This window comes from Brevibacterium luteolum, assembly GCF_025147615.1.
Taxonomy (GTDB): domain Bacteria; phylum Actinomycetota; class Actinomycetes; order Actinomycetales; family Brevibacteriaceae; genus Brevibacterium; species Brevibacterium luteolum.
The window spans coordinates 18992-33894 of record NZ_JALXPM010000004.1 but is presented as its reverse complement, the minus strand read 5'-3'; the positions used below and the strand labels follow the sequence as shown (position 1 = coordinate 33894).

Here is a 14903-nt window from a genome sequence, read left to right as displayed (position 1 = left end):
CGGAGTCATGTCCTTCTCGATCATCGACGTCGGCAGCGAGCTGCTCGAACGCGCCGCCGACGAGCCGACGAAGCTGGCGACCAAACGGATTCCCTCGGACAATGCCGCAATCGTGCGTATCCTCATCGCGATGCGCACTGGCGCGCAGCTGTCCGATCACCCCAACCCCGGTGAGGCAGTCATCACGATCCATCGCGGAGCTGCCACCCTGACCGGCGAATCCGGTGAAGCGATCGCCCTCGACTCCGGCGAGACCGCCGACATCCCGCAGGAAACCCATCGGCTTGATGCCGACCGTGACACGATCGCTGTGCTCACCCTTATCCACCGCAGCCGCCTGCAGTCCTGAACCATCGCCGGTCAGCACGCCGTCAGCCGGCAGACGTGCTGGCAGGCCGGTCAGCAGATCCTGGCAATCCGCTCCAGGTGACCGCCAGGTCCCTTGTCCTCCCTGGGCAATGTTGGCAGAGTTGCAGACATGACTGAGAACACTACGAACATCACCGTCACGCGCACGATCGATGCCCCGGCCAAGGAGATCTTCGACCTGCTCAGCCTGCCGGAACGCCATCACGAGTTCGATGGCTCGGGCATGGTGCGCTCAGATGACAAGTCGGATCGCATTCAGGCGGTCGGCGAAGTGTTCGTCATGAACATGCACGCCGAGCACATGGGTGGGGATTACCAGACGTACAACCACGTCACCGCCTTCGACCGCGATAAGATGGTCGGCTGGCAGCCGGCTCCGGAGAAGAACAAAGACAACCCGGACGGCTGGGAGTGGCTGTACGAGCTGCGCCCGCTCAGTGCCGACTCGACCGAGGTGACGCTCACCTACGACTGGTCGAAGATCGATGATGAGAAGCTCGCCTCGATCTTCCCGCTCGTGAGCGAGGCCGAACTCGACGACTCCCTCAATCAGCTCGCTGCCGCCGTCTCCGGAAGCTGAGCGGTCGCCTCGGAAGCGGAACCCCCCCGCATGAGGGTCGCCCGGTCGCTGTCAGCGCAGCGACCGGGCGATCGTCGTGCAGGGGGCGGCCTCATGGCCTCATGGCTGCAGCTCAGTCCTCGGTGACCTCACCGGTATCGGCGTCGACGGTGACCTCTTCTGAGTCGCCGTTCTGCTCGATGTCGAACTGGTACTCCAGGCGGTTGTCGTCCCAGCTGTAAGACCATTCCGTGATCCGGCCGTCACGCACCTCAAGGGCCTTGTCGCGGGCCTCTTCGAAGGTCATCGGATCATTGAGATCGATGGCCTCCTCCTTGTCGTTGGTGCTGTCCTCTTCGGTCTTGACGATCTCACCGGTGTCGGCGTTGATGTCGACCTCGTGGTCGGTGCCGTCGACGAGCGTCGCGACGGTCCAGACCCAAGCGCTGTGGTCGTCCTCCCAATCGATCTCGATGGAGTGGACGGTGCCGTCGCCGGCCTCTTGGGCGGCGGCGTCGATGGCATCCTGGGCGCTGGTGGCGAACTCATGGGTGGCCAGGTCGGCGTCCTTGGGGGTGCCGTCACCGGAGTCCGCGCCCGAGGTGTCCCCACCGGTGTCCTCGGAGGTCGCCTCCGCGCCTGCGGGCTGGGTCGGGCTGTCATCAATGGCGTCGTCGCCTCCGCTGCAGCCGGCGAGGACTGCGGCGACGGACACTGCTGCGATACCTGCCAGAACTCTGCGCATAAGGTGCTCCTTCGTCGGCGGATTGATCGGCTTCAGGATACCAGCATCGGATCAAGGCGCCTTGTGCAGCCGATGTCGGCGTGCGAGCGGTTCTGCGCTGCACATGACGGTGCCCGGGGCAGCAGAAGCGCTGCCCCGGGCACCGGAGTCACTGCTGCAGCCGGCGGACCGGTCAGCAGCTGAACGTCACTTCGAGAGGGCTTCGATGAGTGCCTTGTTGAAGACCTCCAGATCACCGGGGTTGCGAGAGGTGATGAGGTTTCCGTCGACGACGAGTTCGGAGTCCTCCCAGGTCGCCCCGGCGTTCTGCATATCGACCTTGAGCGACTCGTACGAGGTCAGCCTGCGCCCCTTGGCCAGACCGGTCTGGGCGAGGATCCAGGGAGCGTGGCAGATCGCAGCGACAGGCTTGCCGGCTGCGAAGAATGCCTCGACGAGTGCGCCGGCATCGGCATCAAGGCGCAGTGAGTCGGCGTTGAGCGTGCCGCCGGGCAGCACGAGCATGTCGTAGTCAGCGGCATCTGCATCGGCGACCGGGACGTCGACGTCGAAGACCTCGGCGTGCTCCCAGTCGCCCTCCATCGCCTGCAGAGTGCCCTGGCTGGGGGACACGATGAATGTCTGCGCGCCAGCCTCGTCAAGCGCCGTGCGCGGGCTGGTGAGTTCGACCTGCTCGACGCCGCGTGTGAGCAGGAATGCAACCTTCTTATCGGACAGGGCCATGGTGCTCCTTCCATCGGGTGTGTGATCCACATCTGCATAAACGCCGCAGCCCGGGCGAGTATTCCATGCCCGAGGCGGTGGTTCCCGTGCCCGAGGTCTTGGTGCCCGTGCCCGAGGTGGTGGTGGGCTCGCATCGTCCGGCTCAGAGACCGCCGGTGCCCAGGGCGGTGCGCACCATCGTCTCGAAGTGGCTGACGTGCTCAGCGGCCAGGTCGGCGGCGCGCTCGCCGTCGCCGTCGAGGATCGCGGCCAGCAGCTCGGCGTGCTCGCCGACGTGCTGCGGGACCCCGCGCAGGCGCAGTGCGAGGACGCACCAGATGCGGGTGGCGAGGCTGTCGAGCCGGATGAGCGTCTCACTCAGGTGCGGATTGCCGGCGGCAGTGTAGATCGTCCGGTGCACACGGGTGTCGAACTCCAGCAGGCTCCGCGCATCGGCCGCCGCGGCCGTTCTGATCGCACCAGACGTGTCGATCGCCGCGGCCTCGGCGGCGAGCGCTGCGAGCTGGCTGCGCAGCTGCGGATCCTGGCAAGCGGCAGCCCGCCGTGCGGCGACGGGCTCGAGGATGCTGCGCAGTTCGGAGATGTCGACGAGGTCGGCGATCTCGACCTGCGTGGCGAAGGTGCCGCGGCGCGGATACGAGACGACGAGGTGTTCGCTCTCCAGGCGCTTGAGCGCTTCGCGCAACGGGGTGCGGCCGATCCCGAACTCTGCTGCGAGGTTCGCCTCGCGGATCGGCTCACCTGGGGCGATGTCGAGCATCACGAGTGCATCGCGCAGGCGCACATAGGCCCGCTCGGCCAGTGAGCTCGCCTCCGGCATCAGCATCTCCCCTCATCGCGCCGCACTGCGGTGAACGAACCGCGGCGAAAGGACCTCTTGACGAGATCCTAGTCACATTCTACCGTGGTGTCACATTGATATATCAGTCGTCGATCAGACGTCTCCTGCAGTGATGGGACGGTGTCTGAGCCCGGCACAGGCGCCGGTGCCGATGACTGCGTGCGAGAGGAGCACCATGCACGATCAGCGCGTGCTGCCAGCGCATCCGGACTTCATGTGGCGCAGCCCGGAGCCCAAGCGCCGGTACGACGTCATCATCGTCGGCGGCGGAGGCCACGGTCTGGCCACCGCCTACTACCTGGCCAAGAACCACGGCGTCACCAACGTCGCCGTCCTCGAGCGCGGCTGGCTGGCCGGCGGCAACATGGCCCGCAACACCGCGATCATCCGCTCCAATTACCTGTGGGATGAGTCGGCTGCGATCTACGAGCACTCGATGCAGCTGTGGGAGGGCCTCGAAGACGAACTCGACTATGAGATCTTCTTCGACCAGCGCGGCGTGCTCAACCTCGCCCACACCCTGCAGGAGGTCCGCGACTCCGTCCGCCGCGTCGAGGCCAACCGGCTGGCCGGCATCGACGCCGAATGGGTCGAACCCGAGCAGGTCAAAGAGCTCTGCCCCATCATCAACATCGATGACAATCTGCGCTATCCGGTCCTCGGCGCGACATACCAGGCCCGAGGCGGGATCGCCAAGCATGACTGGGTCGCCTGGGCATTCGCCCGCCGGGCCTCCGAACTCGGCGTCGACATCATCCAGAACTGCGATGTCACCGGCTTCGACATCGAACACGGCCAGGTCAAGGGCGTACAGACCAACCTCGGGCCCATCGGCGCCGAATCCGTCGCCCTCGCTGCCGCCGGTGCCTCCTCGACGCTGGCGGAGCAGGCCGGCTTCCGCCTGCCGATCCAGACCCGGCCGCTGCAAGCACTCGTGTCCGAACTCCACGAGATCGTTCACCCCAATGTGGTGATGAGCAACCACGTCCATGTCTACGTCTCCCAGGCGCAGAAGGGCGAACTCGTCATGGGTGCCGGTGTCGATGCCTACAACGGCTACGGCCAGCGCGGGTCCTTCCACGTCATCGAACACCAGATGGCCGCCGCCGTCGAGCTGTTCCCGATCTTCGCCCGCGCCCACCTGCTGCGCGCCTGGGGCGGCAACGTCGACGTCACGATGGACGCCTCCCCGGTCGTCGGGCTCAGCCCGGTCGACAATCTCTACGTCAACTGCGGCTGGGGCACCGGCGGTTTCAAGGGCACCCCGGGCGCCGGGTACGTCTACGCCCACACGATCGCCACCGGCCAGCCGCATGAGCTCAACGCCCCGTTCAGCCTCGAGCGCTTCGACACCGGCGCCCTCGTCGACGAACACGGCGCAGCCGGCGTCGCCCACTGACCGGATCGCAGACCTCAGGAGACACCATGCTCATCATCGACTGCCCCCACTGCGGTCCCCGGATGGAGACCGAGTTCCACTACGGTGGCCAAGCCGACGTCGCCTACCCGGCCGATGCCGCGAACCTGCCGGATACCGACTGGGCCCAGTTCCTCTTCTACCGCGACAACCCGCGCGGGGACTTCGCCGAACGCTGGGTCCACGCCGCCGGCTGCCGCAAATGGCTCACCGTCACCCGCAACACCGTGACCAATGAGTTCACCTCCACCCCGCGTGCCGGGGCCATCGCCCCGGAAGCCAGCACCGATGCCCACGTCACCACCACCGCCGAGGCGCCGCTCGCCTCGGGCGCGGACACCGCCCGGAAGGAGGGCCAGCCATGACCCGCACACCATACGCCAACAGCGGCCAGCCCGGCACCCGCCTGCCGGGAGCCGGCATCGATATCGACACCCCCATCAGCTTCGAGATCGACGGTGAGACGATCACCGGCCTCGCGGGTGACACGCTGGCCTCTGCGCTCATCTCCGCAGGCCGCACCCGCTGCGGTGACTCGCTGTACCGGTCGCGGCCGCGCGGCATCTTCACCGACGGCACTGCTGAGCCCAACGCCTACGTCGAGACCACCATCGACGGGGTCACCGAGACGATGCGCCAGGCCACCATCGTCGAACTCAGCCCAGGCATCACCGCCCGCACACTCACCGGCCTCGGCCGCCTCATGGACCCGCCCGCCCCAGGCGAATCCGCCGACCCGGGCAAGCGGACGATCGCCCGCTACGACAAGCGCAGCACCTTCGCCGACGTGCTCATCGTCGGCGCAGGCCCTGCCGGCCTGGCCGCCGCCCGGGCTGCCGCGCGCACCGGAGCACGGGTGATCCTGGCCGAACAGGACTTCCGCCTCGGCGGCCGCGCCCTTTCCTCCGACGAGACGATCGAAGGCCAGCCGGCCGCCGCCTGGATCGCAGGCGTCCGCGCCGAACTCGACACCTACGACGAGTGCCGCGTGCTCACCCGCACCGCCGTCGTCGGCGCCTTCGACTCGAACTACTTCGTCGCCGTCGAATCCCGCCGCGACCACCTCGACGGAGCACCGGCCGGCATGTCCCGGCAACGGCTGTGGCACATCACCGCCGACCAGGTGGTGCTCGCCACCGGCGCGCTCGAACGCCCCCTCGTCTTCGCCCACAACGACCGGCCCGGCATCATGCTCGCCTCGGCCGCGGCCAGCTGGCTGCACCGCTTCGGCATCCTGCCCGGCCGCCAGGTCACGATCGCCACGACGAACGACTCGCCCTACCCGCTCGCCTCCGCGCTCGCCGCCGCCGGCGCCGAGGTGACGGTCATCGACTCGCGCACGAACCCCGCCGCCGAGGCGGTCGAGACCGCCGGCGTCACAGTCCACCGCGGGTGCGCGGTCACCGAATCGCTCAGCGACTGCGATAACGGGCATGTCACCGGCCTGCGCTTCGGTGCTTTCGACGGCACGCTTGTCGACGCAGCCAGCCAGCAGGAGACCGACTGCGATCTGCTGCTGCTCGCCGGCGGCTGGACGCCGACGGTGCACCTGCACTCACAGCGCCGCGGGGACCTGCACTGGGACGAGACCCTCAGCGGCTTCGTCCCGAGCACACCCGTGCGGGATCAGCACCTGGCCGGCGCCGTCTGCGGCACCTACACCACCGAGCTGTGCCTGACCGAAGGCACGGCTGCCGGAGCGGCTGCTGCTGCGACGACCGCATGGGTGCGCGAACACGGCGACCCGGCCACCGCCTCGGGCACGGAGCCGGCCACCGCCTCGGGAACGGGCGTCACCGACAGCCAGCGCCGCGAGGCCTGCGGCGAGGTCCGCCCGGTGTGGCTGGGCGCGACCCGCCTGCCGAGCAGCGACCGCGCCGATGAGAATGTCGAGTTCGACACCTGCTTCCTCGACCTGCAGCGCGACGAATCCGTGCGCAACGCGGTCCGGGCGATCAACGCCGGGATGCGCAACGTCGAGCACATCAAGCGCTACACCTCGATCGCCACCGGTGCCGAGCAGGGCCGCCTGTCCTCGGTTGTGACGAACGGGGTCATCGCCCAGGCCCTCGGCACAGGAATCGGCGAGCTCGGCGTCACGACCTTCCGCGCCCCGTACACTCCGGTGTCCTTCGCCGCACTCGCCGGCCGCTCGCACGGGGAGCTGTACGATCCGGCACGGCTCACGCCCACTCACTTCTGGGCCCTTGAGCGCGGCGTCGTGTTCGAAGACGTCGGGCAGTGGAAGCGCGCCCGTTTCTTCGCCCGCGACGGTGAGGACATGGACGCTGCCGTCGCACGTGAATGCGCGGCCGTGCGTGAGCGGGTCGGCTTCCAGGACGCCTCGACACTCGGCAAGATCGAGATCCGAGGCGCCGACGCCCCGGAGTTCCTCAACCGAATGTACACCAACGGGTTCCTCAAGCTCGCCGTCGGCAAGGGCCGCTACGGGCTCATGTGCGGCCCCGAAGGGGTGGTCATCGACGACGGCGTCTCACTGCGCTTGGCCGAGGACCGGTACTTCATGTCGACGACGACCGGCAATGCCGCCCACATCCTCGAACACCTCGAAGAGTACGCGCAGACCGAATGGCCCGAACTCGACGTAACGATCACCTCGGTGACTGAGCAGTGGGCGACGATCGCAGTGGCCGGGCCGTTGTCGCGCAGGGCCGTGGCCAAGCTGTTCCCCGACCTCGATGTCAGCCGGGAGGCCTTCGGGTTCATGGAGTTCCGCACCGCCCGCCTGCACGTCCCCAGCACCGGAGCTGCCGGTCAGGACGGCGACTCGATCGAGGCGCGGGTCTGCCGGATCACCTTCTCCGGTGAGCTCGCCTTCGAGATCAACGTGCCGGCCTGGTACGGTCGCGCGGTCGCTGAACTCGTCGAAGCCGCCGGTGAGGAGTTCGGCATCACCCCCTACGGCACCGAGACGATGCACGTGCTGCGCGCCGAGAAGGCCTTCCCGATCGTCGGGCAGGACACCGACGGCACCGTCAGCCCGCACGACCTCGGCATGGGCTGGGCAGTCTCGACGCGCAAGGAGTTCGTCGGCAGCCGCTCCTTCGCCCGCGCCTTCAACCACGACCCCAACCGCAAGCACCTCGTTGCGCTGCTGCCGGTGGACCGCGAGCTCGTGCTCCCGGAGGGCGCGCAGATCATCGCCGAGGACGACGCGCCGGCCGCCGAGGCGATCATCACCTCCCAGGGCCGGGCTGACTCAAAATCGCCGATCCCGATGCTCGGGCAGGTGACGTCGAGCTACATGTCCCAGGCGATCGGCCGCAGCTTCGCCCTCGCCCTCGTCAAGGGCGGCCGCGACCGCATCGGCCAGACCGTCGTGGCGAGCTTCGGCGGCCGGTTCGCGCCTGCCGAGGTGGCCGAGACGATCGTGTTCGATCCCGAGAACGCGCGCCGCGACGGCGTGGAAGGAGTGAGCTGAGATGACGACGACAGCTGAGACCACGACCCCGCAGCTGCGGCCGGTCAGCCCAGCCGAGCACCGCCACGCCGACATGGCCGCCGGATCGAGTGAGGCGGTGCGCCTGCGCGAAATCCCGTTCGCACAGATGCTGGCGATCCGCGCTGAACCCGGCTCCCCGATGGCCGCCGTCGTCGAGGCCGAGGTCGGCCGCCTGCCGGCCGCGGTCAAACAGGTGACGGTGAGCGAACGTGCCACGACCTGCTGGCTGAGTCCCGATGAGTTCCTCGCGGTGCTTGACGATGAGTCGCTCACTGCCGCCGCCGAGGTGGCGGAGACGATCATGGCCCATGCCGGTTCTGCTTCCGGTAACGTCCTCGATGTCTCAGCCAACCGCACGACCCTCGAACTGTCAGGCCCGGCCGCTCGGGACATCCTCGAATCGTCAGCGACGATCGACCTGCACCCGAGGATGTTCCCCGCCGGCACGGCTGTTGCGACGAATTTCGCTCAGACCCAGGTGATCCTGCACAAGACAGGGGAGGAGACGTGGCGGATCCTGCCGCGCTCCTCGTTCGCCGACTCCGTTGTCACGTGGCTGCTCGACGCGATGGAGGAGTACCAGAACGCCGGCTGACCGGCAGCCAGGAACCCTCCGAGCCGGAGACGCACCCAGCCGGAAACTCTTCCGGGACGAGCCGCCTCGGCGCCCGGCAGCATCAGCCGCAGGGAACCCCGCCCCAACAGCGGGCTCCCTGCGGCTTGTGCATGCAGCGCTGGCCGGAACGCCGATGCCTGATGAGAGGGCTGCCATGGCGGACATCACGACCCCAGAGATCATCGACTTCCCCGGCAGCCCCACCGCTGTCGTCCGTGCCGAAGGGCTGGAGGTCGCCGAGATCGCCGCCTTTATGGATGAGACGTTCGCCGCCCTGACCCAGGCGATCGAGAACGGCGACATCACCCCGGCAGGACCTGCCTTCTGCCGCTACGACACCGCCATGGTTCCCGAGGAGACCGGCCAGCTGCCGCCGTTCGACCTCGAAGCCGGGTTCCCGCTCGTCTCCCCACTCGGCGGCCCGCTCATCACCGGCGCGGTGCGGATCGAACCATCCGAGCTCCCGGCCTGTCAGCTGGCGGTGACGAAGCACACCGGACCCTATGACCAGCTCGGCCAGGCATGGCAGCAGTTCACGCAGACCCTCGTCGATGACGGCTACTCACTGGCCATGCCCTGCTGGGAGGCCTACGACACGGAGCCGACCCCGGACACCGACCCGGCCACACTCGTCACCGGGCTCGCCGTCCCCGTCGTCCGCGACTGAGCGCACCCGGTCCACTCCTGCCGCCTGCCCGGACACGAACACGCCCCGCACAGCCGGAGCTGTGCGGGGCGTGCCGCGCGGATGGCGGAGGTCATCGTTCGGAGCTCACCGCTCGCCCGGCTGCCGAGAGCTGGCCTCACCGGCCCGGCGGGCGACGTCGGACTGCTCCCGGTCGCTTCGGCTGCGGGTGAAGAGATTCTTCGTCGCTGAGAGCCGGTAGTCGATGCGGTTGTCGACGCGGTGATCGACCTTGTCGCCGAGCACATCGTCGAATTCATCAGTGAGGTACTCCGACATCTGCTTGCTCTCGATGATGCGCTTGATCGCGACCTGGCGGGCGTCTTCCTTGCGGAACGCCTGCACTGTGGCCAGCGCGATGAGGATGAGCACGACTGAGAACGGCAGCGCTGTGGCAAGGGATGCCGCCTGCAGCGCCTCCAGACCGCCTGCCAGCAGCAGGCCGATGGCGATAGCGCCTTCGAGCACGCAGAAGAGGATGCGCGACCACATCGGTGGGTTCGGGTGTCCGCCGGAGGCGAGCATGTCGACGACGAGCGATCCGGAGTCCGATGAGGTGATGAAGAAGACCGTCACCAGGATGATCGCCAGGACGGACATGATCGCACCCATCGGCAGCCCGGAGAGCACGTCGAACAGCGCCTTCTCAGCGACCACGCCCTCCTCCGGGTCGACGAGTCCGCCGGAGCCGAACAGCTCCTGGTGGATACCGGCGCCGCCGAGCACGGAGAACCAGAAGAAGCCGACGAGCGAGGGCACCACGAGCACACCGACGATGAATTCGCGCACGGTGCGCCCACGCGAGATCCGGGCGATGAACACGCCGACGAACGGCGCCCAGGAGATCCACCAGCCCCAGTAGAAGATGGTCCACGCCGAATTCCATTCTGCGCCCTCAGCGCCGGTGAAGGCACCGGCATCGAAGGTGAGGTTGAAGAAGTTCGCCAGGTACACACCGAGGGACTCGATGAAGTTCTCGAACAGGAACAGCGTCGGCCCGAGCATGAGCACGGCGATGAGCAGCAGGCCGGCGACGGACAGGTTGATGTTCGACAGCCACTTGATGCCTGCGCCCACACCTGAGACCACCGACAGGGTGGCCAGGAAGGTGATGCCGGTGATGAGGATGATGAGGAAGGTGTTGTCGACGGTGTCGACGACGCCGATCTCCTGCAGACCCGAGGAGATCTGCTGGACGCCCAGGCCCAGCGAGGTGGCGATGCCGAAGACGGTGCCGAACACGGCGAGGATGTCGATGAGGTCACCGGCCCAGCCGCGCACGCGGTCGCCGAGGAGGGGCTCGAGTGCCCAGCGGATCGAGACCGGACGGCCCCGCCGGTGGATGGCGTAGGCCAGTGCAAGGCCGATGACGGCATAGATCGACCACGGGTGCAGGCCCCAGTGGATGAACGTCTGCGCCATCGCCAGATGCTGCTGCTCGACTCCGTCGGTCGGCCAGCCCGGTTTGGGCGTGGTCGTCGCATAGGTCAGCGGCTCGCCGACACCGTAGAACACCAGGCCGATGCCCATACCGGCAGCGAAGAGCATCGCAAACCACGACAGCAGCCCGAACTCCGGCTCCTCACCGTCGTCGCCAAGCCGGATCTTGCCGAACTTCGAGACCCCGATGCCGATCGAGAAGAACACGAACCCGCCGATGACGAGCATGTAGTACCAGCCGAGGTTGTGCACGATCCAGCTGTTCATACTGGTGAGCACCTTGCCGGTGGTGTCCTGGAACAGGATCGCCAGCACCGCGATGAGGCCGATGAGCAGGATCGAGGGCCAGAACACGGCCGGTGCGATGAGGCCGTTCTTATTCAGCCGCACGCCCTGGGCCATGAGCTTGGCCGCGATCCGCGAGTCGGCGTCGTCCTCCTCGATCTGCAGGTAGTCCGGCAGCCGCAGCTCCTCGGCGTCGCGGACGTCCTCGCGCAGGTGCGCAGGAGCCGCTTCGACGGCGGTCGTCGTCTTCCCGCCTGACACCGTGCCCGAGGCGGTGGCCCCGGTGCTGCCCGAGGTGCCGTTGCCTGAGGTTTCGTTGCCCGAGGTGCCGGTCGAGTCGGTGGAATCGGGTCGCCTATCGGAGTGATCCGGTTCGTTGTCGCGTCTTGTATGGTCAGTATTCACTGTCATTCTTCCCGTATTGTCAGCGGATCTGCGTATCGAACTCCGTCACATACCATCTCGGAATGTCTGCCTGGCGGCAACTTGCAGCGGGGTCCCGGTGAGGCGCCTCACATGCGTCGTCACCCTTCTACAGTAACCGCGTTGGCGGCTCAGTGGCCGGAACCGGCTTTCGCGACCGCTATTGAACACTGTTCGTTGCGGTTCTGTGACCAGCAGTGACATGCAATCGCAACACTCCTGTCATACGTCCTCCTTAGACTCGTGCTCACGCTGCGCGCCCACGCGCGCAGCGCAGTCGATCCCCGAGGTGCTCCCCATGCATGTCTTCCGCCGTGTCGTCCTTCCCGTCAGCTACCTGGTGGTGCTGCTTATCATCGCCGTGGCTCTGGCATGGCTGGCATTCCGCCCGCAGACCTCCGAGACCGTCGGCGGTGAGCCGACCGGGGAGACGCTGGCCGAGGAGGCAATCGTCGAACGCGGCGACGTGTCGAACAAGCTCACCTTCGACGGCAAGATCGAAGTCGAACCGGCCAAGGACGCCAAGGCCAGTGAGACCGGCACCCTCGTCCACGTCTTCGAGGAATCCGGCCGCCAGGTCAAGCAGGGCGCCCAGCTCTACCAGATCAAGGTCGAAGGCGAAGCCCCCGAACCGGCCCCAGAGCCCGGTGACGGCGATGACCTCGGCGATGACGCCCCGGCCCCCGCCGCCCCACCGGCCCCGCGCCCGCGCTACATCAACGTCGTCGCGCCGGCTGACGGCGTCGTCGGTGAGTACAGCGTCGAGAAGGGCGAAGACGTCTCCAAGGGCCAGGCGGTCACGAGCATCGAACAGGACTCCTTCCGCGCCGTCGCCTCGATCGAACCCGCCCAGCTTTACCGCATCCCGAAGATGCCCGGCGCCGGCACCGTCACGATCACCGACGGACCGCAGCCCTTCGAATGCACGAGCCTGCGCCTCAACCAGGTCTCCGGCAGCCGCGGGTCCGGCGGAACCGACACCTCGGGTGCGGACGAGGAGCCCAGCGACGACTCCTCCGAGGATGCGGCTCCAGCCCTGGGTGCCGGATCCGGGCCCTCGCTCAGCTGCGAGGTGCCCGATGAGGTCACCGTCTACAACGGCCTGGACATGAAACTCGAACTCGACGCCGGCACCGCCACCGATGTGCTCGTCGTGCCGACCACCGCCGTGCGCGGGGCGATCGGCGAGGGCAGCGTGTGGGTCATCGGCGAGACCGGCGAACCGGTCGAGACGAAGGTCAAGCTCGGCCTCAACGACGGCGAGCACGTCGAGATCACCGAGGGCCTCGAAGAGGGCCAGACGATCGCCGCCTACGTCCCCGGCGCCCAGCCGGAGGCCGACGAGGAGTACAACGACCTCGGCGAGTTCGACGCGGGGGACATGTGAGCGCCCCGATCCTGCAGCTGCGCGACGTCACCCGCTCCGTCCGGCTGCCCAACGACAGCATCCTCGACATCCTCACCGGCATCGACCTCGACGTCTACCCGCGCGACCACGTCGGCATCGTCGGCCGCTCGGGAACCGGCAAATCGACCCTGCTCAACATCCTCGGCCTGCTCGACCGGCCTACCAGCGGGGGCATGTGGTTCGCCGGGACCGAGGTGTCGCGCATCGCCCAGCGCAAGGCCGCCGTGATCCGCGGCCGGGACATCGGGTTCGTGTTCCAGCAGTTCAACCTGCTGCCCGGCCGCACCGCCCTGGAGAATGTCGAAGCCCCGCTGCTCTACGGCATCCCATCGGAGTTCTGGCAGCGCCGCAAGCTCGCCACCCGCGCACTCGAGCGCCTCGGACTCGGCCACCGCCTGAACCAGCTGCCGATCGCACTCTCCGGAGGCGAGCAGCAGCGGGTCGCGATCGCGAGGGCGATCGTGCGCTCCCCGCGCGTGCTGCTCGCCGATGAGCCCACCGGCGCCCTCGACGTCGACACCGGACTGTCGGTCATGCGGCTGTTGGAGAAGATCACCTCTGAAGGCGACTGCTCGCTCATCACCATCACCCACGACCCGAACATCGCCGCGATGGCCGGCCGCCGCTTCCAGCTCAAGGACGGCCACCTGCACCTGCTCGAAACCGCCACCGCAGCCGAAGTCGCCTCCCACCTCGGCGGAGGTGCGGCATGACGACGATCGTGTCCCTGCTCGCCGAGGCCTGGCAGGAGCTGCGCATCCACAAGCTGCGCGTGCTGCTGTCCCTCATCGGCGTCGGTGTCGCCGTGTGCGCGCTTACCCTCGTCGTCGCGCTCGGTGCGATCACCGAACGCGTCCAGCAGGAGTCGATGGAGCGCCTCGGCGGCCGGCCGGTGACCCTGAGCCTGGGCGCACCCTCACTGCGCAGCGCGGCCGAATACGAGGTGTTCCGCGACAAGCTCGACGCCGAGGCCGAGCGGTTCGGCATCAGCCACATCTCCGCGGTCTCCGAGGAGTTCGGCTCGGTCGCCGTCCACGACACCCCCTATGAGGTCGGCCTCAACGCCGTCGACCCCGACTACCGCATCATGCGCCACCAGATCGTCGCCGCCGGCCGTTGGTTCGAACCCGGCGACGAGCTCAACATGTCCCCGCCGGTGGTGGTGACGACGAACTTCTTCGACGAGACCGGCATCAGCGCAGCCGACCTGCCGATGACGATCACCGCCCCGAGCGGGGCGAGCGCCACCATCATCGGTGCGGTGCAGGGCGGCGGCGTATTCGAGTCCGCCTCCCTGTACTTCCTGCCCGAGCACATGCCGGTCATGAGCCCCGAGTCCGGATTCGACTCGCTGCGCTTCGAGCTGTGGGTGCCTGAGCACAACCACAAGGCCCTGACCAAGCAGCTGAACGCAGCAGTCAAGTCCAGCCTCGGTGTTGAGAGCATCGAGCGCAGCGACTATGCCGAGGACGGCGACATGGGCCTGGCCCTGGTGAAGATGATCCTGCTCGCCATCGCCGGCATCATCATGGCCATGGGCGTACTCGGCATGATCAACATCGCCGTCGTGACGATCCAGCAGCGGATCCGCGAGATCGGCATCCGGCGCAGCTTCGGCGCCTCCTCGGGACGGGTGTTCTTCGCCGTCATGATGGAAAGCGTCGTCGGCACCTTCGTCGCAGGCCTCATCGGGGTCGGCACGGCGATCCTGCTGCTGCGCAACCCATTCGTGGCCGACAAGCTCTTCGGCGGACTGGCCGAACCGCCCCCGTTCCCGCTCTCAGCCGCGGTCGTCGGAATGCTCGTCGCGCTCGCCGTCGGCGGACTGGCCGGTCTCATCCCAGCCCTCGTCGCCACCCGTATCCGGATCATCGACGCGATCCGCACCTGACCCGGCCGCCGCCTCGGGCGCGGCCACTGCCTCGGGCA

At 67.8% G+C, this 14903-nt stretch carries 14 protein-coding genes; 10 read left to right on the top strand and 4 right to left on the bottom strand.

What is annotated here, in order from left to right:
- Positions 1–7 precede the first annotated feature (7 nt).
- Together M3C25_RS01815 and M3C25_RS01810 are read left to right on the top strand one after the other, a co-directional pair.
- Positions 8–349: a cupin domain-containing protein gene (locus M3C25_RS01815; protein WP_102161149.1), complete on the top strand. Its 342-nt coding sequence runs from the start codon at positions 8–10 to the stop codon at positions 347–349.
- A 129-nt stretch (positions 350–478) separates the two neighbouring features.
- Positions 479–949 (top strand): SRPBCC family protein, encoded by a 471-nt coding sequence (locus M3C25_RS01810; RefSeq protein WP_259854722.1) that lies wholly within the window; start codon positions 479–481, stop codon positions 947–949.
- Between the two features lie 112 nt (positions 950–1061).
- Here the strand turns inward: M3C25_RS01810 and M3C25_RS01805 are convergent, their stop codons facing one another.
- The 3 genes from M3C25_RS01805 to M3C25_RS01795 all read right to left on the bottom strand — a co-directional run bounded on the left by M3C25_RS01805 (position 1062) and on the right by M3C25_RS01795 (position 3222).
- Positions 1062–1673 (bottom strand): PepSY domain-containing protein, encoded by a 612-nt coding sequence (locus M3C25_RS01805; protein ID WP_259854720.1) that lies wholly within the window; start codon positions 1671–1673, stop codon positions 1062–1064.
- Between the two features lie 186 nt (positions 1674–1859).
- Positions 1860–2396: a type 1 glutamine amidotransferase domain-containing protein gene (locus tag M3C25_RS01800; protein WP_170273133.1), complete on the bottom strand. Its 537-nt coding sequence runs from the start codon at positions 2394–2396 to the stop codon at positions 1860–1862.
- A 142-nt stretch (positions 2397–2538) separates the two neighbouring features.
- A complete protein-coding gene (locus tag M3C25_RS01795; protein ID WP_259845717.1) occupies positions 2539–3222 on the bottom strand; it encodes a GntR family transcriptional regulator in 684 nt (227 codons plus the stop codon).
- A gap of 190 nt (positions 3223–3412) precedes the next feature.
- On the opposite strand from M3C25_RS01795, the gene M3C25_RS01790 reads away from it, so the two are divergent.
- The 5 genes from M3C25_RS01790 (at position 3413) to M3C25_RS01770 (ending at position 9400) form a co-directional block, all read left to right on the top strand.
- Positions 3413–4636: a sarcosine oxidase subunit beta family protein gene (locus M3C25_RS01790; RefSeq protein WP_259845716.1), complete on the top strand. Its 1224-nt coding sequence runs from the start codon at positions 3413–3415 to the stop codon at positions 4634–4636.
- A gap of 26 nt (positions 4637–4662) precedes the next feature.
- Positions 4663–5019: a sarcosine oxidase subunit delta gene (locus M3C25_RS01785; RefSeq protein WP_102161160.1), complete on the top strand. Its 357-nt coding sequence runs from the start codon at positions 4663–4665 to the stop codon at positions 5017–5019.
- The gene (locus M3C25_RS01780; protein ID WP_259854719.1) at positions 5016–8096 is read left to right on the top strand and encodes a 2Fe-2S iron-sulfur cluster-binding protein; all 3081 of its coding nucleotides are present in this window, start codon (positions 5016–5018) and stop codon (positions 8094–8096) included. The genes M3C25_RS01785 and M3C25_RS01780 overlap by 4 nt, the downstream gene beginning before the upstream one ends.
- A gap of 1 nt (position 8097) precedes the next feature.
- On the top strand, positions 8098–8712 hold the full coding sequence (locus M3C25_RS01775; protein ID WP_102161164.1) for a sarcosine oxidase subunit gamma: 615 nt from the start codon (positions 8098–8100) through the stop codon (positions 8710–8712).
- A 175-nt stretch (positions 8713–8887) separates the two neighbouring features.
- A complete protein-coding gene (locus tag M3C25_RS01770) occupies positions 8888–9400 on the top strand; it encodes a GyrI-like domain-containing protein (protein ID WP_259854718.1) in 513 nt (170 codons plus the stop codon).
- Between the two features lie 105 nt (positions 9401–9505).
- Here the strand turns inward: M3C25_RS01770 and M3C25_RS01765 are convergent, their stop codons facing one another.
- Positions 9506–11356, bottom strand: a complete 1851-nt coding sequence (locus M3C25_RS01765) for a BCCT family transporter (RefSeq protein WP_259854773.1) — start codon at positions 11354–11356, stop codon at positions 9506–9508.
- Between the two features lie 508 nt (positions 11357–11864).
- Between M3C25_RS01765 and M3C25_RS01760 the strand changes: the two genes are divergently transcribed.
- From M3C25_RS01760 to M3C25_RS01750, 3 genes are read left to right on the top strand one after another with little or no spacing between them, the layout of a single operon-like run.
- Positions 11865–12953: a permuted SH3 domain-containing protein gene (locus M3C25_RS01760; protein WP_102161169.1), complete on the top strand. Its 1089-nt coding sequence runs from the start codon at positions 11865–11867 to the stop codon at positions 12951–12953.
- A complete protein-coding gene (locus M3C25_RS01755; protein ID WP_259854717.1) occupies positions 12950–13687 on the top strand; it encodes an ABC transporter ATP-binding protein in 738 nt (245 codons plus the stop codon). Before M3C25_RS01760 ends, M3C25_RS01755 begins: the two co-directional genes overlap by 4 nt.
- Complete coding sequence (locus M3C25_RS01750; protein ID WP_259833024.1) at positions 13684–14865, top strand: ABC transporter permease; 1182 nt, start codon at positions 13684–13686, stop codon at positions 14863–14865. Before M3C25_RS01755 ends, M3C25_RS01750 begins: the two co-directional genes overlap by 4 nt.
- Positions 14866–14903 lie beyond the last annotated feature (38 nt).